The sequence below is a fragment of the Aeromonas sp. 604282 genome, from assembly GCF_049170575.1.
Classification (GTDB): domain Bacteria; phylum Pseudomonadota; class Gammaproteobacteria; order Enterobacterales; family Aeromonadaceae; genus Aeromonas; species Aeromonas veronii_A.
Map to the genome: position 1 here is coordinate 1 of NZ_JAAKMV010000018.1, position 20,755 is coordinate 20,755.

Here is a 20,755-nt window from a genome sequence, read left to right on the forward strand (position 1 = left end):
GAGCGGGAAACGAGACTCGAACTCGCGACCCCGACCTTGGCAAGGTCGTGCTCTACCAACTGAGCTATTCCCGCAACTACCTTAAAACCGGCCGTACAGCATTTGGTTGCTTGCGCTACTGTACGGGAGCCGAATTATAAGAGCAGTCATTCCAATTGCAAGGGCTTTTTTGTCTGGTTGCGCGCGTTCGCTCAAAAGCTGGCCGAACTGTCGATTTTAGCAGCCAGCGCATGACAACCCCTTGCCGGGGAATCAGATCTTGAAGACGTGGCTGCGATAGAACTGCAGCTCGGCGATGGATTCGCGGATATCGTCCAGCGCCTGGTGGGTGCCGCTCTTCTTGAACTGCTCCAGCAGTTCCGGCTGCCAGCGGCGTACCAGCTCCTTGATGGTGCTGACGTCGACGTTGCGGTAGTGGAAGAAGGCTTCCAGCTCGGCCATGTGCTTGACCATGAAGCGGCGATCCTGACCGATGCTATTGCCGCACAGCGGGCTGGTGCGCTCCGGCACCCACTGGCGAATGAACTCGAGGGTCTTGGCAACGGCTTTCGCCTCGTCATGCTGACTCGCCTTGACCCGGGCCACCAGACCGCTCTTGGTATGGGTGTTGACGTTCCAGTCGTCCATCTTGGCCAGCTCTTCATCACTCTGATGAATGGCGATGACCGGCCCTTCGGCCAGCACGTTCAGGTCCTTGTCGGTGACTATGGTGGCAATCTCCAGTACCACGTTCTCTTCGGGGTCGAGACCCGTCATCTCCATGTCGATCCATACCAGGTTCTGCGCGCTGACTGTCATGATTACTCTCTCTGTTGGGAGGAATGGCGGAATTTTGCCAATTTGCATGTATCATACTGGCTTTGGATCTGTTCATAAACTGGCGAATCGAGTGGCAAAGAAAGCAAAACTCAATCTGGGTCAACAAAGACGCGTCCAGGCCAACCGCGAGCGGCGGCTGCAAAAAGAGCACACCACAGAGGTGGATGACACCCTGTTTGGCCCGGCCATCGAAGGGGTGGTGATCAGCCGTTTCGGTCAGCACGCGGACGTGGAAGCGAGCGATGGCACCATTCACCGCAGCAACCTGCGGCGCAGCAGCATCAGCAGTCTGGTGTGCGGCGACAAGGTGGTGTGGCGTCCCGGCCTCAATGCCGCAACAGCGGGCGTCATCGAAGCAGTGCATCCGCGCCACTCGGTACTGACCCGGCCGGACTTCTACGACGGGGTCAAACCCATCGCCGCCAATATCGACCAGATCATCATCGTCTCGGCGGTGATGCCCGAGTTCTCCACCAACATCGTCGACCGCTATCTGGTGGCTGCCGAGGATGTGGAGATCCGCCCCCTCATCGTGCTGAACAAGGTCGATATGCTTGATGATGCCGCCAGAGCGCGCATCGAGAGCCAGCTCGAAACCTACCGCAAGCTCAATTACGAGGTGCTGCTGGTGAGCTGCGAGAGCGGTGAAGGGCTCGATGAGCTGAAAGCCAAGCTCACCGACAAGATCAGCATCTTCGTCGGCCAGTCCGGGGTGGGCAAGTCGTCCCTCACCAACGCCCTGATGCCGGGGCTGGATGTGCTCACCGGCGAGATCTCCGAAAACTCGGGGCTCGGCCAGCACACCACCACCACGGCGCGGCTCTACCACTTCCCGAGCGGCGGCGATCTCATCGACTCCCCCGGGATCCGCGAGTTCGCCCTCTGGCATCTGGAAGCCGAACGCATCACCTGGTGCTTCGTCGAATTCCGCGACTACCTGGGTGGCTGCAAGTTCCGCGACTGTACCCACAAGGACGATCCCGGCTGTGCCCTGCGCGCCGCGGTCGACGCGGGCGCCATCAGCGCCGATCGCTTCCACAACTATCACCGCATCCTGGAAACCATGCAGGAAGCCCGTCACGGTCGCCAACAGGCGCGCCTGTGACCCTATTCAACCTACCTTGATGATGAACATGAGCATTACTGACAACCTGAAAATTGCCGGTCAATACTGTCTGCCCAAACACGTCCTCTCTCGCCTGGTCGGCAAACTTGCGGCTGCCGAAGCAGGCAACCTCACCACCAGGGTGATCGAGGCCTTTATCAAGCAGTACCAGGTCGACATGAGCGAGGCGCTGCACGAGAGTCCGGCCCACTATAAGAGCTTCAACGAGTTCTTCACCCGCGAGCTCAAGCCCGGTATCCGTCCCGTGGTAGAAGATGCCATGACCCTGGCGCTGCCGGTGGATGGCACCGTCAGCCAGCTCGGCCCCATCCAGCAGGGTCGCATCATTCAGGCCAAGGGCCACGACTACAGCGCCCGCGAGCTGCTGGGCGGTTATGAGGATCTGGTGGCACCGTTCAAGGATGGCGACTTCGCCACCATCTACCTGGCGCCCAAGGATTATCACCGCATCCACATGCCGCTGGACGGCGTACTGGAGAGCATGGTGTTCGTGCCGGGGGATCTCTTCTCCGTCAACCCGCTCACCGCCGAGAACGTGCCCAACCTGTTTGCCCGCAACGAGCGGGTGGTCGCCACCTTCCGCACTCCGCACGGCCCCATGGCGCTGGTGCTGGTCGGTGCCACTATCGTGGCCAGCATCGAAACCATCTGGGCCGGTAACATTGCTCCGACCAAAGAGAAGAAGGTGGTGCGCTGGGACTACACCGGCGACGAGGCCATCACCCTGCAAAAAGGCGCCGAGATGGGGCTGTTCAAGCTGGGCAGTACTGTCGTCTGCCTGTTTGGTCCGGGCATGCTGGCCGGTTTCGAGCCCCATCTGGCCAACGGGGTCACCACCCGCATGGGTCAGCCCTTTGCCAAGCTGGCGGAGCAGGCATGAGCGAGCAACCGAACGCCTCGCAGAAGAACAACCCGCTGCACGGGCTGACGCTGGAGGCCATCGTCACCGCGCTGGTCGAGCACTATGGCTGGGAAGAGCTGGGGCAGCAGATCAATATCCGCTGCTTCACCGATAATCCCAGCATCAAGTCCAGCCTGAAGTTCTTGCGCAAGACCCCCTGGGCTCGGGAGAAGGTCGAAAGCCTCTACCTCTACGTCCAGCGCAAGCAAGCCAAATCGAAGAAGGAAGGGCAAGATGGCCTTTAAGATTACGTACACCTATAAAAAACAGGCCAAAGAGCTCGGCTATGCCAACGACAAGTTCCGCAGCATCTACGACGCCATCGCCGCAGCCGAAGGGCTGGATCTCTCCAGTTTCCACGCCATGGAGGCCCAGCTGGCTCAGGTATGTCGCCGTGACAAGAAGAGCGTGAAGGATTACCAGGAGAACTACTTCAAAGAGTTGGGATTCTCCAACATCGTCATCGAACGGGACAATCCCGAAGAGGATCAGGAGTAACCATGCGAACCTTGACTCTGATGGCCGCCTCTCTGCTGCTGGCGGCATGCAGTACACCGGAACAACATCTGGTGGGCAGCGATCGCGACAGCCACGGCTGTATCGGCAGTGCGGGCTATCAGTGGTCGGCGCTGACCAACCAGTGCGTACGACTGTTCGAGCAGGGCATCCGGCTCAATCCGACCGATGCCGGCCAGACCAGCAGTGCGTTCGTGCTGTTCAACACCGATCAGAGCAAGGCCGAGCTCACCCTGCCCACTGGCGAGCAGCACCAGCTTGCCCGTCAGGGCATGGAAGGCAACTGGTCGTGGCAGGGTAGCGGCTACACCCTCTTCCCCTGGAAGGGCTATGTGCTCAAATCCGGTGACAAGGTGCTCTATCAGGGGGAGTAACCCGAACGCCTGATATCTTCCCGATATCCGCCAAATAAAATGCCGACCCAAGTGGTCGGCATTTTTGTATGTGAAACAGACTGTTATCAGGCGCGGCTAAGGTAATCGGCCTGCCCCACCCACTTGTAGCTGGTGAGCTCGGTCAGCCCCATGGGGCCACGGGCGTGCAGCATCTGGGTCGACACCGCCACTTCAGCGCCCAGACCAAACTGGCCGCCATCGGTGAAACGGGTCGAAGCGTTGACGTAGACCGCCGCCGAACCGGCCACGTTGACGAAACGCTCGGCGTTGGCCAGATCGTTGGTCAGGATGGCATCGGAGTGGCCGGCGTTATGCTCGCGCATATGGGCCAGCGCTTCGTTCACATCCGCCACCAGCTTGACCCCCAGGGTCAGTCCCAGCCACTCGGTATCGAAATCCTCCGGCCCCGCCTCGCACAGGTTGTCGGCACCCGCCAACTGTGTCATGGCGTTGGGCGCGGCCACCAGCGTCACCTTGCGCTCGTTCATCAGCGTCACCAGTTGCGGCAGGAAGGTGGCTGCCACCTTCTCGTGTACCAGCAGGGTATCGAGGGCATTGCAGGCGGAGGGGCGTTGCACCTTGGCGTTGTCGATAACAGCCAGAGAGCGCACCAGATCGGCACTCTCGTCGACGAAGATATGGCTGATGCCGAAACCGCCGATGATGACCGGGATGGAGCTGTTCTCCTTGCACATCTTGTGCAGGCCGGCACCGCCACGGGGGATGATCATGTCCACATAGCGGTCGAGGCGCAGCAGCTCGCCGACCAGCGCCCGATCCGGGTTGTCGATGTACTGCACCGCCGCCTCGGGCAGACCGGAGGCCGCCAAGGCATGCTGGATCACCCGCACCAGTTCCAGATTGGAGTGGAAGGTCTCGCGCCCGCCGCGCAGTATGCTGGCGTTACCGGTCTTGAGGCAGAGGCTGGCGATGTCGATGGTGACGTTGGGGCGCGCCTCGTAGATGACGCCGATAACCCCGATGGGCACCCGACGACGGGAGAGACGCAGGCCATTTTCCAGCACCCGGCTATCCATTTCGGCGCCGACCGGATCGTCCAGCGTGATCACCTTGCGCACATCTGCCACGATACCGGCTAGCCGGGCCGGATTGAGCAGCAGGCGATCCAGCATCGCCTCTGACAAGCCCGCCTCACGGCCGGCGGCGATATCTTTCGCGTTGGCGGCGAGGACCTGCTCACTGCGCGCCTCCAGCTCGTCGGCGATGGCGGCCAGCGCCCGGTTTTTCTGCGCCGTGCTGACGGTAGCCAGCTGATAGGCGGCTTCACGGGCCGCCTGCCCCATTTTCTCCAGACTCATCTCGGTTCCCTTTTGTTCATGCCGTGCCGCTGATTAGAGCAGCACCATATCGTCTCGATGGATGGCTACTGAACCATATCCATAGCCCAGTACCTGCTCAATCTGATCCGAGTGGACGCCGCGCAGCTTGTCCAGCTCCAGATGATCGTAACGGCAGATACCGCGCGCCAACTCGGCTCCTTTGGGATCAAGAATGCGCACCACATCGCCCCGAATAAAGTCGCCCTTGACTGCGACAATCCCCTTGGGCAGCAGGCTGGAGCCTTTCTCCTTCATGGCGGCCACTGCGCCCTGATCCACATGTACTTCGCCGTGAGGGGGTGGGCCTGCCAGGATCCAGCTCTTGCGCCCTTCCAGCGGGGACGCCAGCGCCGGGAACAGGGTGCCAATCCGCTCGCCCTTGGCGAGACGACCGATCACCTCTGGCATCTGGCCGGTCGCGATCACCACGTTGACACCAGCGCGGCGCGCCACATCGGCGGCCTGCAGCTTGGTAGCCATGCCGCCGGTACCGAGGCCACTGACGCTGTCACCCGCCAGCGAGCGCAGGGTATCGTCGATGGTCTGCACCTCTTCAATGAGCTGGGCATCAGGATTGGTGCGCGGATCGGCGGTAAAGAGCCCCTTCTGGTCGGTCAGCAGGATCAGCAGATCCGCATCCGCCAGAATAGCGGCCCGTGCGGAGAGGTTGTCGTTGTCGCCGACCTTGATCTCGGCGGTCGCCACCGCATCGTTTTCGTTGATGACCGGAATGATGCGGTGATCAAGCAGTGTGCGCATGGTATCGCGGGCATTGAGATAGCGTTCCCGATCTTCCAGATCGGCGCGGGTCAGCAGCATCTGGCCGATATGCAGACCGTAGAGGTTGAACAGATCCTGCCATACCCGAATAAGCTGGGTCTGACCAACCGCCGCCAGCATCTGCTTATTGGGCAGGGTTGGCGCCAGTGGCGGGTGACCCAGATGTTCACGACCGGCGGCGATAGCCCCTGATGTGACGACCACGACCCTGTGGCCGTGACGGTGCAAGGCCGCACACTGTCTGACCAGCTCGACCATATGGGCACGATTGAGCTGGGAAGACCCCCCTGTGAGCACGCTGGTGCCCAACTTGACGACTATGGTTCTGTTTTCCATGGGAGCATAAAGGCTAAAAAAGTAAGGAATATCTTTATACCCACGGCTATGGAGCCCTGCAAGGCAATTAACACTGGGGTGAGGAGATGGGGCAAAGCCCGGATGATTGCGGTCGGAAGGGGAGATGGCTGACTGATGGCCCGGCAAACAGCGGGATGCTGCTCACCGGGCATCAGGGATCAAGCGGCGGTCACGGTCAACTCATTGGTGACCTGATCCGCTGGCGCTAACTGGCACTCCAGTGCCGCCAGTTTGTCGCTGATGAGCTTGTAGAAACGGTTGAGGGTCCGTTCCACTTCTACCTGGTGCTTCTTGGGGATCGGCTTTTCCAGCCACTCACCATCAGCATTGTAGAAACCGAGCTGATAGTGGTAACGGAAATGGTGATCGTCCTGCTCCAGCACCAGCCACCAGCCCCAGAACTCCCGTTTGTCCGGCGCCGGCTTGGCGCTGACACAGACCGACAGGCAGTCGAAACGATAATGCCCCTCTTCGCAGAGATCTTCGCGCAAATAGGGGCCAATGGCAGCAAACTGCCTCAGCAGTCGCTTGTAGGTCACTCTTTCAGACATGTTAACCTCCCTGTTAAACAAGCCGCGCCACCTCGGGATGGCGTCAGTTCTTTAGCGCAATGTCAGGTACACAAATGCTGTTTCAGCCACTCGACGATTTCGTCCAGAGCCTTGTCATACACCTCCAGCAAAGGCTGTTTGTCGAATACGATGGCCTTGCCGTTACGACTGGCCGCCGCCAATGCCCGTACATCCTGCTCGGGACAAATGAAATCTCGCTTGTGTCCAATACTCAATATCGGCACTGAGGTGCGAGTCCCCAGTAATCCTTGTGTTTTAAGTGAAAATACCTGGCACTTGGTACGCATGCCGTCCCACTGCGCTGCATCCGCCCCCAACCGGTTGGCCAGACTGTCCCGCATCATGCGCGGACACTTGGCAAACAGCTCCTGATTGGTAAACACCTGATTGACCCCGGCGCCGACACAGACCACAGTCCGCAGCTTGAACGGTTCGATAAACGCCAATCTGGCTGCGATATTGCCCGCCAGACGCATCCCCACCATGGCGATACGCTGATGATCGACCCAGGCCACTTCGGAAAGGTAATGGAGCACCGCCTGATGGAGGCGGCTGGTATCCTGCACCAATGGCCAATGCTCGGCATAGCCAATCCCGGGCATATCGAGGGATAGCATGCCGATACCGTTGGGCTCGAGCCGTTTGAGATAGAAGTTGAGGAAATCGAGCTGCAGGGAGTCGATCCCGCCGCTGATGATCACCAGCGGCACCGGCTTTTCGGTAGTCGGCAGGTGGAGATAACCCTGAATATGCTTGCCGCGAAAAGGCACCTGGATCTCTTTGAGCGGAACCTTGAACAGCCGACCCGCCTCGCGATAGGCCATGTTGCCAAGCAGCTGGGCCTGATCCGCCAGCTCATCGTCTTTGAGATGAGGATAGCTGGCGATGGAGTAATAGCGTACCGCCTTGAGTAACTGTTTCAGGGCGCCAGCATTATCCCCCAGCTCGCGCAGTGCGCGCCCCTGCTTGAAATAGTTGCCAGCCACCTGGCTCCACTCGTAAATCCAGTTGCCGGGCACGTAGCCCTTGATGGTATCGAGATAGCAGTCGTGGGTGCGTTCGCCACTAGCCATGGCGATGCGGGCCAGGGTTTGCTCCACCTCGATGGGATCAGCCCCCTGCCAGGCCCAGGAAGGACGACGCAACAGACGATACCAGCTCTTTGACATGGAGCCGTCGATAAACATCTCATCTGACTCGGCTTCCGCCAGGTCAGCCGCACTGGAGTTGGAGATCTCGGATGTTTCCAATACCTTCTTGACGCGGGTAAAGAGCTGTTCGGTCAGGTTAAGGTCTTCGTTCAAGTCCAAGATAGTGTCTCATTCATATCAGGCAATGGTTCATCTTAACCACTTTTGCCGCCACTCAGCCACCCCGCAACAGATTGATAGACAAAAAAACAGGGCTCCAAATTGGAGCCCTGTGAAACCATTATTGACAGTTACGGCCAATGGACGCAGCGAGCGTCACATCCCGTTTCCGTTACTTTTCGTCGCAGATCGGTGTAGCGAACTCCAGCGCCATATCCCACGGCTGTTCGATCCAGGTATCCTGCGGGATCGCCACTTCGAAATCGTCCAGCAGCGCTTCGCCCATCGGCTTGGCGAAAATCGCGATGAACTTGGCTTTCGGGTAGAGCTCACGGATCGCCTTGGCGGTGGTGCCGGTGTCCACCAGATCTTCCACCACCAGCCAGCCTTCGCCGTCACCGGCGGTGGTGGCAGCCTTCACGACCACCAGCTCGCGCTGGCTGTCGTGGTCATAGCTGGAGATGCAGAGGGTTTCCACATTACGAATGCCAAGTTCACGGGCCATCAGGGCTGCGGGCACCAGACCACCACGGCTGACCGCGATGATACCTTTCCACTGGCTGACAGGCAGCTGACGACGGGCCAGACGGCGAGCTTCACGTTGCAGGTTGTCCCACGACACATAGAACTTTTTCGGCATGTTATCGATCTCGAATAGTTATTTAAAAACAATTACTTAAAATAACAACATCCGCAATTCTCCCTGCGGATGCCAGTAAATGGCGGCCCTTGCCCGACTGAATTCAGATTGCACTTCGGCTGCCTCAGGGCTAAGCCTCGGCAGCAAATCTGATAACAATGGAAGCAAGATGGGCTTATCCGGCGATCGGTTAGATGATGTGTCCAAACCGCGGACAGGCTGTTGGGCCGATATGATAGCACCGTTTGCAGAGAAAATGCCTGGCAAACGTATGCCAAAAACAGGAAAAATCGGCATCACCCTCTCAACTCGGCACATATAGAGCGCCAAACGACTAACCTGCCATCCCTGCTGCCGAGCCCAAATGAGCTGTGCGGCCAATCGCAGATAAAAAAATAGCAGGGGGAGGATTTACCTCACGCACCTGCTGCTTTCTCGCCTCTGCCTGGTTGGGCAGTTCGTCTTAGCGACGAGTGACGAAGGGGTTAGGGTAGCTGAAACCCTGGGTATACAAAGAGGGGGCAAACCAATAGGTTGAGTTGCTGCCTGGCATATTGAAACTCCTGATTGCTTAACAAGTTACGTACCTTTAATGCGGGCTCAAATCCTTGAACGAACACTCGGTTCCATGGAGGCGCACTTGCTTTGCTTCGGTTCCCTGGAGGCTTTCATCGTCATCCTGACGGGTTGCGAACCACGGGAGCTAATTTACCAGTCGGTGCATTAAATTCAATATTTTTGTGAGATCGGTCACATAATTTCTTTTCTATCGGTCAGCGTCGTCCGAACCTGACGATCGTACTGCCTGATTGCCATCAGCCAGCACAAGCTGCCTGCGATTTGCGCTGATTGCTCACATTTTTGTGTGATTGACTGTATTATCGTTATCCTCTTCCCCGGCCCGCTGATGGGGCCCTGTTAATTCCGTGCTGGTAAGGAGTCCCGACGTGGCACAGCTTAGCTCTCTCTCTCCCAAACTGATTTGGCATTTCTTCGAACAGATCTGCTCCATCCCCCACCCTTCCAAACATGAAGCCAAACTGAGCGCCTGGATCATCCAATGGGCCCAAGGGGAAGGTCTGGCGGTCAAGCAGGACAAGGTCGGCAACATCATCATCAAGAAACCGGCCACCCCGGGGATGGAAAACCGCAAAGCCGTGGTACTGCAGGCCCACATCGACATGGTGCCGCAGGCCAACGCCGACACCAAACACGACTTCGCGACCGATCCCATCGATGCCTATGTTGATGGTGAGTGGGTCACGGCCCGTGGTACCACTCTGGGTGCCGACAACGGCATCGGCATGGCCGGTTGCCTGGCTGTGCTGGCTGACAAGACCATCAAGCACGGCCCGCTGGAAGTGCTGCTGACCACAGACGAAGAGACCGGCATGACCGGCGCCTTCGGTCTGGAAGCGGGCTGGCTGGAGGGCGAAATTCTGCTCAACACCGACTCCGAAGAGGATGGCGAGGTCTACATGGGCTGCGCTGGCGGTGTGGATGCCAATATCCGCTTCCCGCTCGAGCTGGTTGACGCCATTGAAGGCGAAGCCCTCGAACTGGCAGTCAAAGGACTGCGTGGCGGCCACTCAGGTTGCGATATCCATCGCGGCCGTGGCAACGCCAACAAGCTGCTGGTGCGTCTACTCAAAGCAGCCGAGCCGCTGGGTGTTCGTCTGGCCGAGATCCACGGCGGTACCCTGCGTAACGCCATCCCGCGCGAAGCCCGTGCCACCCTGCTGGTGCCTGCTGCCAGCGTAAACGAGTTCAAGGCACTGGTTGACCGCTACACCGGGATCTACCAGACCGAACTGGCCGCCACCGAGCCGAACCTGACCGTGCTGGTCAACAACACCGCCAAACCGGCCAAGCTGATGAGCGTCTCTTTGCAACAGCGCCTGCTGGATGCCCTGATGGCCTGCCCGAACGGTGTGATGCGCATGAGCGATGCCATGCCCGGCGTGACCGAAACCTCGACCAACCTGGGGGTCATCAAGACTCAGGATGGCGAAGTGTACGTCCAGTGCCTGATCCGCTCCCTGATTGACTCCGGCCGCGAGAGCATCGAGCAGATGACCCGCTCCCTGTTCACCCTGGCAGGCGCCAGCTGCGAATTTACCGGTGCCTACCCGGGTTGGGCGCCGAACGTGGACTCCCCCGTCATGGCGCTGGTACGCAACAGCTACCAGACCCTGTTCGGCACCATGCCCAACGTCATGGTGATCCACGCCGGTCTCGAGTGCGGTCTGTTCAAGAGCGCCTATCCGGAGTGGGACATGGTCTCCTTCGGCCCGACCATCCGCGGTGCCCACTCCCCTGACGAGAAGGTACACATCCCGGCAGTCGAGCGTTTCTGGCAGCTGCTGGTGCACGTACTGGAAGCCATTCCGGCCAAGTAAGACAGCCCAACGGCAAAACAAAAGCCCCGCACTGCTGCGGGGCTTTTTATTGTCTGTTCCAGCCTGACTTTGGCGCTTAACGGATACCGCGGGCCTCGCGGATCCACTCCCAGGCTTGTTGGATCTCCTGGGTTTTCTCCTTGGCCATCTCCATCATCTCCGGCGGCAACCCCTTGGCGGCCAGCTTGTCCGGGTGATGCTTGCTCATCTCCTTGCGGTAGGCGCGCTTGATATCCTGATCGCTGTCGCTCTCGCTTACCCCCAGCAACTGGTAGGCATTCTTGAGACGATCCGCAGAGGGTGCCTCCTGCCGATACTGCTGGCCACCGGAATGGCTCCCCTGATACTGGCCATGGGCCTGATTAAAGAAGTTCATCTGCGCTTCGGCCATCGCCAGAATGCGGGCCAGCTCGATGCGACTGAACCCCAGCTCGTCGGCGATGGTATGAAGAATGGCGCGCTCGCCCTCCTCTACCCGTCCGTCAGCAAAGGCAGCCTGCAGTTGTACCTCGAGGAAAAAGCGCAGAATGTCGCGCTGCCCCAGACTGGCACGGCGGAACTCGGCCAGGGTCTCGCGCAGCGGGAAATCAGCCTCTTTGCCGAGACGAAACGACTCCTGCGCCCGGGCACGCTGTTCACCCGCCAGCCGCATACGATCCATCAGGTTGGAGGCAACCCGGATCTCCTGCTCGGTCACCTGACCGCTGGCCTTGGCGATGTGGCCCATCACCGAGAAGGTGGCGTGGAAGAAGACGGCTTGCTGCGCCTGAGTCGGGCCGCGACGAAACGCCCCCTGCAGCCCCATGCCACGGTCGAAACGGTGGCCAATCCAGAGGCCAATCAGGGCGCCGATGATATTGCCGAGCAGAAAACCGAAGAAGGCGCCCAGCACCTTACCCCAAATACGCATGGTTCAAGACCTCTTGAAGTTAATGAGTGCGGGCCTGGAGCTGGTCATCCAGCTCGCGCAGTCGATCGACCGTGCCGATATCGCGCCACTCGCCAGCGAGCAGGCTGCCGCCCACCCGCCCTTGCGCCATCCAGTCACGGAGCAGGGGCGCCAGCTTGCGGGCACCGCCCGCGAGACCGGCAAAGGCCGCCGGATCATATAGTCCGACCCCGCTGAAGGTAAACGCTGGCGTATCCATGACTCGCCCCCCTTGCAGGGCAAAGTCCCCGCTAGGGTGCTGGGGCGGATTGGGCACCAGCCAGAGATGTGCCAGATCATCGCCAAGGGGCTGACTGACCAGAGTGTGATAATCGAGATCGAGCCAGGTATCGCCGTTGATCACCAAAAAGGGTTTAGAGCCCAGCAGCGGCAGCGCCTGCACGATGCCGCCCGCAGTCTCCAGCGCACTCTCTTCGGCTGACCAGTGGATGGTCACGCCAAGCGCACTGCCATCACCAAGGCTCTCGACCAGCTTGTGGCCGAGCCAGGCGTGGTTGATCACCAACTCGGTCACCCCGGCGGCTTTGAGTTTTTCGATGTGATGAACGATGAGCGGCTTGCCCCCGACAGCCAACAACGGCTTGGGCAGCAGGTCGGTCAGCGGGCGCATCCGCTCGCCACGGCCAGCGGCCAAGATCATCGCCTTCATGGTTTAACCCCTGCATTGGCAATCCCCGGCAACACAACCTGCTCCAGCCACTGACCAAAACGGGCCAGTACCGGATAGGCACTACCATGAGTGCGACAGACATCCACCACATAGCCGAGAGTACGGGGAATATCCTTGAGATAGCCAGGCTTGCCGTCGCGATGATAGAGCCGGGTGAAGATCCCCGCAGCTTTGAGGTGGCGCTGCATGCCGGTCAGGTCGGCATCACGACGGAAACTGGCATAATCGAGCTCACCAAGCAGACCCGCCTGTTGCAGGGTGGCAAAGCCGTGCCGCATCCCTTCATCGATCACATCGTCTGACCAGCGTACGTAGCAATCTTTCAGCAGGGAGACCAGATCATAGGTGAGCGGCCCGATGACCATATCCTGAAAATCGATGATGGCGAGTTCGCTGCTATCAGGAGTGCCTCCGCCGCACACCATCAGGTTGCGACTGTGGAAGTCCCGGTGCATGACTCCTTGCGGCTGGGCCAGATTGCAGGTTGTGAGACAGGCAAAGGTCTCATCGAGCAACTGCTGCTCTTCGTCGCTCAGGGTCAGTTTTAGATGGTGGCCCAGCAGCCACTCGGGGAAAATGCTGTTCTCCCGTGCCATAAAAGCGGCATCGAAGGGTTCAAGTGCCAGGTCGACTGCCCCCAGTCGGGGCAACAAATCAATGGCCTTGCCATACCAGGCCAGCACGTTGTGCTCGTTCAGGCGGCTGATAAGCTGGGTATCGCCCAGGTCACTGACCGCCAGCAAGCCCTGCTCGTAGTCTATCGCCTTCACCTCTGGCGCCAGCAGCTGACGCGCCAGCAAGGCGGCCGCGTTACGAACAAATTCATGATTTTTTTCGGTTTTCGGATTGGCATCTACCCATATCAGCCCGGCACCACGGTAGTAGCGGCGGAAACTGGCATCACCGGAAATAAGGGTCAACTGAAGGGTGGCATCGCCTGATATCTGGCGTGCCCACCGCAATAGCAGGGAATCGCGATCGTGCATAAGTCGGGGACCAAGGTGAAAAGCAGCACTTGGCTGTTAGCCCTGGCCGCAATAATGCTTTATCATTGCCGGCTAACATAAAGCAATGACATGCAATGTCAACTCGATGAAACCTGTCGTAAAATGCATGCCTTGGATCAACCGTATCTATCACGGATTGCACGAGTCTTTCACATGACCAAATGGACACTGGGGTACCGCTATCCCATCGCCCTGACTATCAGTCTGGCCCCCGCACTTGCCCCTGTGATGGTGCAGGCGGCTCCGTTCGAAGCGCCGCCAGCCACCGGCATTCTTGATAGTCTCTGCTATGACTATGTTCCCAAGATAGAGAAGCCAGCATCGGATCAGGATGCCAACGCACAGCCGGTCGAGGTTGATGCTGACCGTCTCGAGGCCAAACAGGGCGGCACCGCCGTCTATGAAGGTGACGTCAAGGTTCGTCAGGGTGTTCGCAAGTTTGACTCCGACTATGCCCAGCTCGATCAGAAGAGCCGGGATGTCATCGCCATCGGCAACATCTATTACAACGACGGTCAGGTGACCGTCACCAGCGACAAGACCCTCAAATCCAATCTGGATACCAAGAACTCCGAGCTGGAAGAGGGCAAGTATCAGGTGCATGGCTCACCGGTGCGCGGCTTTGCCAAGCGCGTAGTGATGACCAACAACAACCAGAACATCACCATGGAGGGGGCCCAGTACACCACTTGCCCCCCCGGTCAGGAGGTGTGGACCCTCAAGGCAGGCAACATCGATATCGACCAGAAAGAGGTATTCGGTGAAGCCTGGAACGCCAGTCTCTGGCTCTATGACTACCCGGTGTTCTATTTTCCGTACATCAACTTTCCCATCAAGGATGAACGGAAGACAGGTCTGCTCTATCCGGGTTACAAACAGAGTTCCGGCAATGGCATGGAGATCACCCAGCCCTTCTACTGGAACATTGCCCCCAACTACGATGCCACCATCACCTCTCGTTTCATGGACAGGCGAGGCCTGATGGAACAGGTGGAGTTCCGCTACATGCCGGATCCCGCCCATATCGGCACCCTCTATTTTGAAAATCTGAGGGATGACAAGCAGTTTGACTCGGGCAATCCAAGCTTTACCAACCCTTCAACAGGAACGCCGTACCTCTCTGATGGCCATCGCTATCTGCTGAACGTCCGTCACGGCTCCACCCTGATGGATGGTTCGCTACGCTTTGGTATCGATTACACCAAAGTCCGGGACAAGGATTACAACTACTTCAATGACTTCAGTCCGCAAGTAGGTACCCAGGTCGACAGCCAGTTGCAGCAATCCTTTACTGCTGGTTACTACCAACAAAACTGGAACCTCACCTCGGAGATACGCCGCTACCAGATATTGTTGCCTGGTGCTTTGCTGCCTCACGAGATGCTGCCACGCATCAACTACAACTACTACCAGCAGGGTCAGTGGTTCGATCTGGCCTGGAACAGCGAGCTGACCAAGTTTGGCTATGACAGCGGCAGTGCCACTGCCCAGCAAGCCGGTGAACGCTACACAGCCACCAGATTTCATTTAGCGCCCGCCCTGACAATTCCTCTGGTGGATGCGCCCGGCTATTACCTCACCAGCCAGTACAAGCTGATGTTTACCTCCTACAACCAGGAGGTTCCCAAGGATCTGGTAGCCACCGATCGAACCCGCTTCACCGATGTTGAAAGCAAGCAATTGACCCTGGCGGATGGAACCGTCAATCGCACCCTTCCCTCCTTCCGACTCAAGGGCGGGCTCAACTTCGATCGTTCGATTGACTGGTATGATGGCAAGGGCACCCAGACGCTTGAGCCGGAGTTTCAGTATCTCTATGTACCCTATCGGAATCAGGATGAGATCGGGATCTACGACTCCACCACAACCCGTCAGGATTACTACAGCCTGTTTAGCGATCGCCGCTATGCCGGTCTCGATCGCATTAGTGATGCCAACCGGGTTACCGCTGGCTTGACCAGCCGGGTCTATGACAATGTGGGTGATGAAAGGTTACGCTTGGCGGTGGCTCAGGCCTTCGAAATGACGCCCCCCAAGGTACGCCTCTATCCATCGGATCCCAAGAGCACCAATTCGCGCTCACTGCTCTCGTTCGAAGGTGATGCCCGGATCACCGATGAGTGGTTTGCCCATGTAGGGAGCCAGTACGACACCTCCGAGGGTGATTTTACTGCTGGCAACGGTGCGGTCGAATATCGGGCCGGCAAGCTGACCACCCAGGTCAACTACCGTTATATCCAGGACGGCAACCGGGACTATCGCTACCCGAGCAACCCAAATCTGGCCGAAGACCTCAGCCAGGCTGGCCTAGTGATGATGGCACCGATCGCCGATCAGTGGCAGATGTATGGCGGTTACTACCGTGATATCAAGCAGGATGTGAACATTGACCGCAAAATCGGTGTCAAATACGACTCCTGCTGCTGGAGCATCAACATGAGCCTAGAGTGGCACAACCAGCCGGACAATATCACCCTGAAGCCAACTTCGGAAAAAGTCATTGGTCTGCAGTTTGAAATGAAGGGACTTGGCAGTGTGGGTACCGGTGGCCGCAGTGTCACACTGGATACCGAGCTGTTGCCCTATGTTCGCCCGTTTAATCTGAAAGACCAGCAATGATGCTGGTCCAGCCTTGAGAGATGGATATGAAAAAGACCCTGATTGCCCTGCTGACCGCGGGAATGTTCGGCGCCATGAGCCAGGCCGCTCTGGCTGCACCCGAGCTGATGGACAAGGTGCTGGCCGTGGTCAACAAGGACGTAGTGCTGTCCAGTCAACAGGACGCACTGGTCAACAAGGTAAAACTCTCCGCCCAGGAGAGCGGCCAGTCCCTGCCTGACGATGCCACTCTGCGCAAACAGGCGCTCGACCGTCTAATCCAGGAGAGCCTTCAGTTACAACTGGCGGATCGCCAGGGGCTGAAGATCAGCGATACCCAGCTGGAACAGGCTATTCAGGGCATCGCCGCCGACAACAAGATGACCCTGGATCAACTGCGTGCCCAGCTCGCCCGTGAAGGGATGACCTATGCCCAGTATCGGGAAGAGGTGCGCCGCGAGATCCTGATGAACGAGGTACGCCGCAACCAGGTGCGCCGTCGCATCAACATCTCCGAGCAGGAGGTGAAGCAAGTGGTGGAGATCCTGAAGAAACAGGGTCAACAGCAGAACGAATACCACGTCGGCCATATCCAGATTGCACTGCCGGACAACCCGACCGCCGCCCAGCTGGATGCAGCCAAGAGCAAGATCGAGCGCATTCTGGCCGCCCTCAAGCAAGGTGCCGACTTCCGCAAACTGGCCATTGCCGAGAGTAACGGTCCCAAGGCGCTGGAAGGGGGTGACTGGGGCTGGATGAGCCCGCAAGAGATGCCGACCCTGATGGCCGAAGCGGTACAGGGTGCCAAGAAGGGCGATATCGTCGGCCCGCTGCGCTCCGGCGCCGGTCTGCACATCGTCAAGGTGTTCGACACCAAGGGCCAGCAGCAGGTGATGCAGACCGAGGTGAAGGCCCGTCACATCCTGATCAAGCCTTCCATCATCCTGAGCGAAGAGAAAGCCAAGGGGATGCTGGACGGCATTCTGCACGACATCAAGAGCGGTAAGGCCAGCTTCGCCAGCATGGCGGAGAAGTACTCCGAAGATCCGGGCTCTGCGGTGCAGGGTGGCGAACTGGGCTGGTCTGACCCCAACGTCTATGTGCCGGAGTTCCGCGACATGGTTAACCGCCTGCAACCGGGCCAGATCAGCGCGCCCTTCCGCACCAGCCACGGCTGGCACATCGTCCAAGTGGAAGATCGTCGCAGCCTGGATGCCACTGACAAGGCTCTGGAACAGCGTGCCTATCAGCTGATCTACAACCGCCGCTTCGTGGAAGAGTCCCAGGCGTGGCTGGATGAGCTGCGTGATGAGGCTTACATCCGTGTCGAAGGATCTGCGAGCTGATGAGCTGCCGTCGCCTTGCCGTTACCCCGGGCGAACCGGCCGGGATCGGCCCGGATCTGGTGCTGCAGATTGCCCAGCAGGATTGGCCGCACCAGTTGGTGGTCATTGCCGATCCAGCTTTGCTGCGCGAGCGGGCGGCCCTGCTGGGGCTGTCCATAGAGCTTGAGCCCTACGATGCAGGAGTCCCTGCTCATCCGCAGCGGGCGGGCACCCTGACCGTCTGTCCGGTCCCCCTCGGAGCCCCCGTGGTACCGGGCGAGCTGAACGAAGGCAACGGCGCCTATGTGCTGGCGACCCTGCAACGCGCCTGCGATGGCAACCTCAGCGGCGAATTTGCCGCCGTGGTGACCGGACCGGTGCACAAGGGGATCATCAACCAGGCCGGCGTCTCGTTCAGCGGCCACACCGAGTTCTTTGCCCAGCAGTCTGGCACCGCCGATGTGGTGATGATGCTGGCAACCGAGGGACTGCGGGTTGCACTGGCGACCACCCATATTCCGCTGGCCTATGTAGCGATGGCCATCACCGAGGATCGCCTCGGCAAGGTGATCCGGATCCTCAACGAGGATCTCGCCACCAAGTTTGGCATCGCCAAACCCCGTATTTACGTCTGCGGCCTCAACCCTCATGCCGGGGAAGGTGGCCATCTCGGACGTGAAGAGATTGACGTGATCGAACCTGCTCTGGCCACACTGCGCCAGGAGGGGATCGATCTGGTCGGCCCATTGCCGGCCGACACCCTGTTCCAGGAGAAATACCTCAAGGATGCGGATGCGGTACTCGCCATGTACCACGACCAGGGGCTGCCAGTGCTCAAATACAAGGGCTTCGGCAGTTCGGTCAATATCACCCTGGGGCTTCCCTTCATCCGCACTTCGGTGGATCACGGCACCGCACTGGATCTGGCAGGCAAGGGCCTCGCCGACTCGGGCAGCCTGATCACCGCGATCAACCACGCCATCAAGATGGTAGAGAAAAAAAGATATGAGCAGTAAGGTGCAGAGCAACAAAGTGCACATGGGCCACACCGCCCGTAAGCGTTTCGGTCAGAACTTCTTGCACGATCGCTACGTGATCGATCAGATCGTGGCCGCCATCAATCCGCAGCCGGGTCAGAACCTGGTGGAGATCGGCCCGGGTCTGGCCGCGCTGACCGAGCCGGTCGCCTCCCAGATGGACAAGATGACCGTGGTCGAGCTGGACCGGGATCTGGCGGCACGTCTGCGTGAGCACCCGACCCTCAAGGACAAGCTGACCGTTATCGAAGCGGATGCCATGCGTTTTGACTTCGGCACCCTGATGGGTGAAGGCAAGGGGCCACTGCGTATCTTCGGCAACCTGCCCTACAACATCTCCACCCCGCTTATCTTCCACCTGTGCGAGTTTGCCGACCGGGTTGAAGACATGCACTTTATGCTGCAAAAGGAAGTGGTTCTGCGTCTGGCCGCCGGTCCCGGCAGCAAGGCCTATGGCCGCCTGAGCGTGATGACCCAGTACTACTGCCAGGTAGTGCCAGTGCTGGAAGTGGGCCCTGGCGCCTTCAAGCCGGCGCCGAAAGTGGACTCTGCCGTGGTACGCCTGATCCCGCACAAGAATCCCACCATAGTCGCCAAGGATATCCGTTGCCTGAACCGCGTCTGTACCGAGGGCTTCGGCCAACGTCGCAAGACCATTCGCAACAGCTTCTCCAACTTCATCACCGACGCCCAGCTGACCGAGCTTGGTATCGATGGCAACCTGCGCCCGGAGAATCTCTCCCTCGAGCAGTTTGTCATGATCGCCAACTGGCTGGCAGATCAGCCAAAGGCCTGATCCTGTGGCACTCCCGCACATCGAGATCCGCCCATACCCCGTATATGTGGCGGAATCCAAAGACCCTTACCAGTTTCACTATCTGATCGAGATTGAGAATCTGGGACCCGGCCCGGTGCAACTGCTGCACCGGCGCTGGCTCATCACCGATGCCAATGGCAAGATGCTGGAAGTGGCAGGCCCGGGCGTGGTCGGGGAACAACCCGTCATTGCCGAAGGTGAGACCTACCGCTACCAGAGCGGCGTGCCGCTGGCGACCCCGCTCGGGGTGATGGAAGGGAGCTATACCCTGCAAGATGGCTCTGGCCAGCAGTTCGAGGCGTCCATCGCTCCCTTCACGCTGGCCATCCCCAATATTATCAACTGAGGTTTCATGGCGAACTGTTTTGTCGGTGACATCCAGGGCTGTTACGACGACTTGCGCCGTCTGCTGGATCTTGCCGCGTTCGATCCCGATAAAGACGTGCTCTGGCTCTGCGGCGATCTGGTCGCCCGCGGCCCGGACTCCCTCAATACACTGCGTTTTGTCAAAGGGCTGGGCAATCGCGCCGTCACCGTGCTCGGCAACCACGATCTGCACCTGCTGGCGGTCGCTAATGGCGTTGCACCGCTCAAGAAGAAAGACAAGCTGCAAAGCCTGATGGATGCGCCGGATCGGGATGAACTGCTGGAATGGCTGCGCCACCGCCCGCTGCTGGCAGAGCATCCGGAGCTGCCCATCATGATGGTGCATGCCGGTATCTCTCCTGCATGGGATGCCCGTACCGCCCGCAACTGTGCCCGTGAGGTAGAGAGCCTGCTGCGCGGAGACCAGTACAGCTGGCTGCTACATAACATGTATGGCGATCAGCCCGATGGCTGGAAAGATGAGCTGATCGGGATCGACCGCTACCGCTACATCATCAACACCTTCACCCGAATGCGCTTCTGCTATTTCGACGGTCGTCTCGACTTCAAATGCAAGAAGGGACCCAAGGAGTCAACTCCGGGGCTGCGTCCCTGGTTCGAACAGCGGGAGCATCACGTAGATGACCCCATTCTGGTGTTCGGCCACTGGGCGGCGCTGATGGGCAACACCGGCAAAAGCGATATCAAGGCGCTCGATACCGGCTGCGTCTGGGGCAACAGCCTGACCCTGTGGCGCTACGAGGATGATGCCCTGATCGCCACCCCCTGCCCGGTTCACGCCAGCTAGTGAGTGGGCGGTCGCTGTCATAC

At 59.1% G+C, this 20,755-nt stretch carries 20 protein-coding genes, 1 tRNA gene and 1 pseudogene; 12 read left to right on the forward strand and 10 right to left on the reverse strand.

Features of this window, described 5'->3' with window-relative positions:
- Position 1: 1 nt before the first annotated feature.
- Positions 2-74 (reverse strand) — tRNA-Gly (locus tag G5367_RS18195).
- 178 nt (positions 75-252) lie between these two features.
- Positions 253-798 carry an oligoribonuclease gene (gene orn, locus G5367_RS18200; protein ID WP_421244796.1) on the reverse strand — a complete coding sequence of 182 codons (546 nt, stop codon included), beginning with the start codon at positions 796-798 and terminating at the stop codon, positions 253-255.
- A gap of 91 nt (positions 799-889) precedes the next feature.
- On the opposite strand from orn, the gene rsgA reads away from it, so the two are divergent.
- The 5 genes from rsgA to G5367_RS18225 are packed head-to-tail and all read left to right on the forward strand — an operon-like array spanning position 890 to position 3,736.
- Positions 890-1,924 (forward strand): small ribosomal subunit biogenesis GTPase RsgA, encoded by a 1,035-nt coding sequence (gene rsgA, locus G5367_RS18205; protein ID WP_421244797.1) that lies wholly within the window; start codon positions 890-892, stop codon positions 1,922-1,924.
- Positions 1,925-1,952: 28 nt separating this feature from the next.
- The gene (gene asd / locus G5367_RS18210; protein ID WP_421244798.1) at positions 1,953-2,825 is read left to right on the forward strand and encodes an archaetidylserine decarboxylase; all 873 of its coding nucleotides are present in this window, start codon (positions 1,953-1,955) and stop codon (positions 2,823-2,825) included.
- Positions 2,822-3,091, forward strand: a complete 270-nt coding sequence (locus G5367_RS18215) for a VF530 family DNA-binding protein (RefSeq protein WP_005349372.1) — start codon at positions 2,822-2,824, stop codon at positions 3,089-3,091. The genes asd and G5367_RS18215 overlap by 4 nt, the downstream gene beginning before the upstream one ends.
- Complete coding sequence (locus tag G5367_RS18220; RefSeq protein ID WP_421244799.1) at positions 3,081-3,344, forward strand: DUF2960 domain-containing protein; 264 nt, start codon at positions 3,081-3,083, stop codon at positions 3,342-3,344. The genes G5367_RS18215 and G5367_RS18220 overlap by 11 nt, the downstream gene beginning before the upstream one ends.
- Positions 3,345-3,346: 2 nt before the next feature.
- The gene (locus G5367_RS18225) at positions 3,347-3,736 is read left to right on the forward strand and encodes a hypothetical protein (RefSeq protein ID WP_421244800.1); all 390 of its coding nucleotides are present in this window, start codon (positions 3,347-3,349) and stop codon (positions 3,734-3,736) included.
- An 86-nt stretch (positions 3,737-3,822) separates the two neighbouring features.
- Here G5367_RS18225 and G5367_RS18230 read toward each other — a convergent pair.
- The 5 genes and pseudogenes from G5367_RS18230 to gpt form a co-directional block, all read right to left on the reverse strand.
- Positions 3,823-5,094, reverse strand: a pseudogene (locus G5367_RS18230) (glutamate-5-semialdehyde dehydrogenase); the annotation flags it as partial.
- 15 nt (positions 5,095-5,109) lie between these two features.
- Entirely contained in the window at positions 5,110-6,213 is a 1,104-nt protein-coding gene (gene proB / locus G5367_RS18235) for a glutamate 5-kinase (RefSeq protein ID WP_033114873.1), read from the reverse strand.
- A 179-nt stretch (positions 6,214-6,392) separates the two neighbouring features.
- Entirely contained in the window at positions 6,393-6,785 is a 393-nt protein-coding gene (gene crl, locus G5367_RS18240; protein ID WP_337073340.1) for a sigma factor-binding protein Crl, read from the reverse strand.
- A 62-nt stretch (positions 6,786-6,847) separates the two neighbouring features.
- Positions 6,848-8,116 carry an esterase FrsA gene (gene frsA, locus G5367_RS18245; RefSeq protein WP_421212603.1) on the reverse strand — a complete coding sequence of 423 codons (1,269 nt, stop codon included), beginning with the start codon at positions 8,114-8,116 and terminating at the stop codon, positions 6,848-6,850.
- Between the two features lie 172 nt (positions 8,117-8,288).
- Positions 8,289-8,756, reverse strand: coding sequence for a xanthine phosphoribosyltransferase (gene gpt, locus G5367_RS18250; RefSeq protein WP_005339007.1), 468 nt, complete (start codon positions 8,754-8,756; stop codon positions 8,289-8,291).
- Between the two features lie 947 nt (positions 8,757-9,703).
- Between gpt and G5367_RS18255 the strand changes: the two genes are divergently transcribed.
- On the forward strand, positions 9,704-11,155 hold the full coding sequence (locus G5367_RS18255) for an aminoacyl-histidine dipeptidase (RefSeq protein WP_421244801.1): 1,452 nt from the start codon (positions 9,704-9,706) through the stop codon (positions 11,153-11,155).
- Between the two features lie 76 nt (positions 11,156-11,231).
- On the opposite strand, the gene djlA is transcribed toward G5367_RS18255, so the two are convergent.
- Genes djlA through G5367_RS18270 form a run of 3 tightly spaced genes read right to left on the reverse strand, consistent with a single transcriptional unit; the run spans position 11,232 to position 13,760 of the window.
- On the reverse strand, positions 11,232-12,065 hold the full coding sequence (gene djlA, locus G5367_RS18260) for a co-chaperone DjlA (protein ID WP_421244802.1): 834 nt from the start codon (positions 12,063-12,065) through the stop codon (positions 11,232-11,234).
- Positions 12,066-12,084: 19 nt separating this feature from the next.
- On the reverse strand, positions 12,085-12,753 hold the full coding sequence (gene murU / locus G5367_RS18265; RefSeq protein WP_216980185.1) for an N-acetylmuramate alpha-1-phosphate uridylyltransferase MurU: 669 nt from the start codon (positions 12,751-12,753) through the stop codon (positions 12,085-12,087).
- Entirely contained in the window at positions 12,750-13,760 is a 1,011-nt protein-coding gene (locus tag G5367_RS18270; RefSeq protein WP_421244803.1) for an aminoglycoside phosphotransferase family protein, read from the reverse strand. Before G5367_RS18270 ends, murU begins: the two co-directional genes overlap by 4 nt.
- A gap of 174 nt (positions 13,761-13,934) precedes the next feature.
- Here G5367_RS18270 and lptD point away from each other — a divergent pair, with 174 nt between their 5' ends.
- From lptD to G5367_RS18300, 6 genes are read left to right on the forward strand one after another with little or no spacing between them, the layout of a single operon-like run.
- On the forward strand, positions 13,935-16,400 hold the full coding sequence (lptD, locus tag G5367_RS18275) for an LPS assembly protein LptD (protein ID WP_005341030.1): 2,466 nt from the start codon (positions 13,935-13,937) through the stop codon (positions 16,398-16,400).
- Between the two features lie 26 nt (positions 16,401-16,426).
- The gene (surA, locus tag G5367_RS18280) at positions 16,427-17,725 is read left to right on the forward strand and encodes a peptidylprolyl isomerase SurA (protein ID WP_421244804.1); all 1,299 of its coding nucleotides are present in this window, start codon (positions 16,427-16,429) and stop codon (positions 17,723-17,725) included.
- Complete coding sequence (gene pdxA / locus G5367_RS18285; RefSeq protein WP_216980183.1) at positions 17,725-18,720, forward strand: 4-hydroxythreonine-4-phosphate dehydrogenase PdxA; 996 nt, start codon at positions 17,725-17,727, stop codon at positions 18,718-18,720. The genes surA and pdxA overlap by 1 nt, the downstream gene beginning before the upstream one ends.
- Positions 18,710-19,537: a 16S rRNA (adenine(1518)-N(6)/adenine(1519)-N(6))-dimethyltransferase RsmA gene (gene rsmA / locus G5367_RS18290; protein WP_236348086.1), complete on the forward strand. Its 828-nt coding sequence runs from the start codon at positions 18,710-18,712 to the stop codon at positions 19,535-19,537. The genes pdxA and rsmA overlap by 11 nt, the downstream gene beginning before the upstream one ends.
- A gap of 4 nt (positions 19,538-19,541) precedes the next feature.
- Positions 19,542-19,904, forward strand: coding sequence for a Co2+/Mg2+ efflux protein ApaG (gene apaG / locus G5367_RS18295; RefSeq protein WP_005341038.1), 363 nt, complete (start codon positions 19,542-19,544; stop codon positions 19,902-19,904).
- A gap of 6 nt (positions 19,905-19,910) precedes the next feature.
- Positions 19,911-20,732, forward strand: a complete 822-nt coding sequence (locus G5367_RS18300) for a symmetrical bis(5'-nucleosyl)-tetraphosphatase (RefSeq protein ID WP_005341040.1) — start codon at positions 19,911-19,913, stop codon at positions 20,730-20,732.
- Positions 20,733-20,755: the final 23 nt, after the last annotated feature.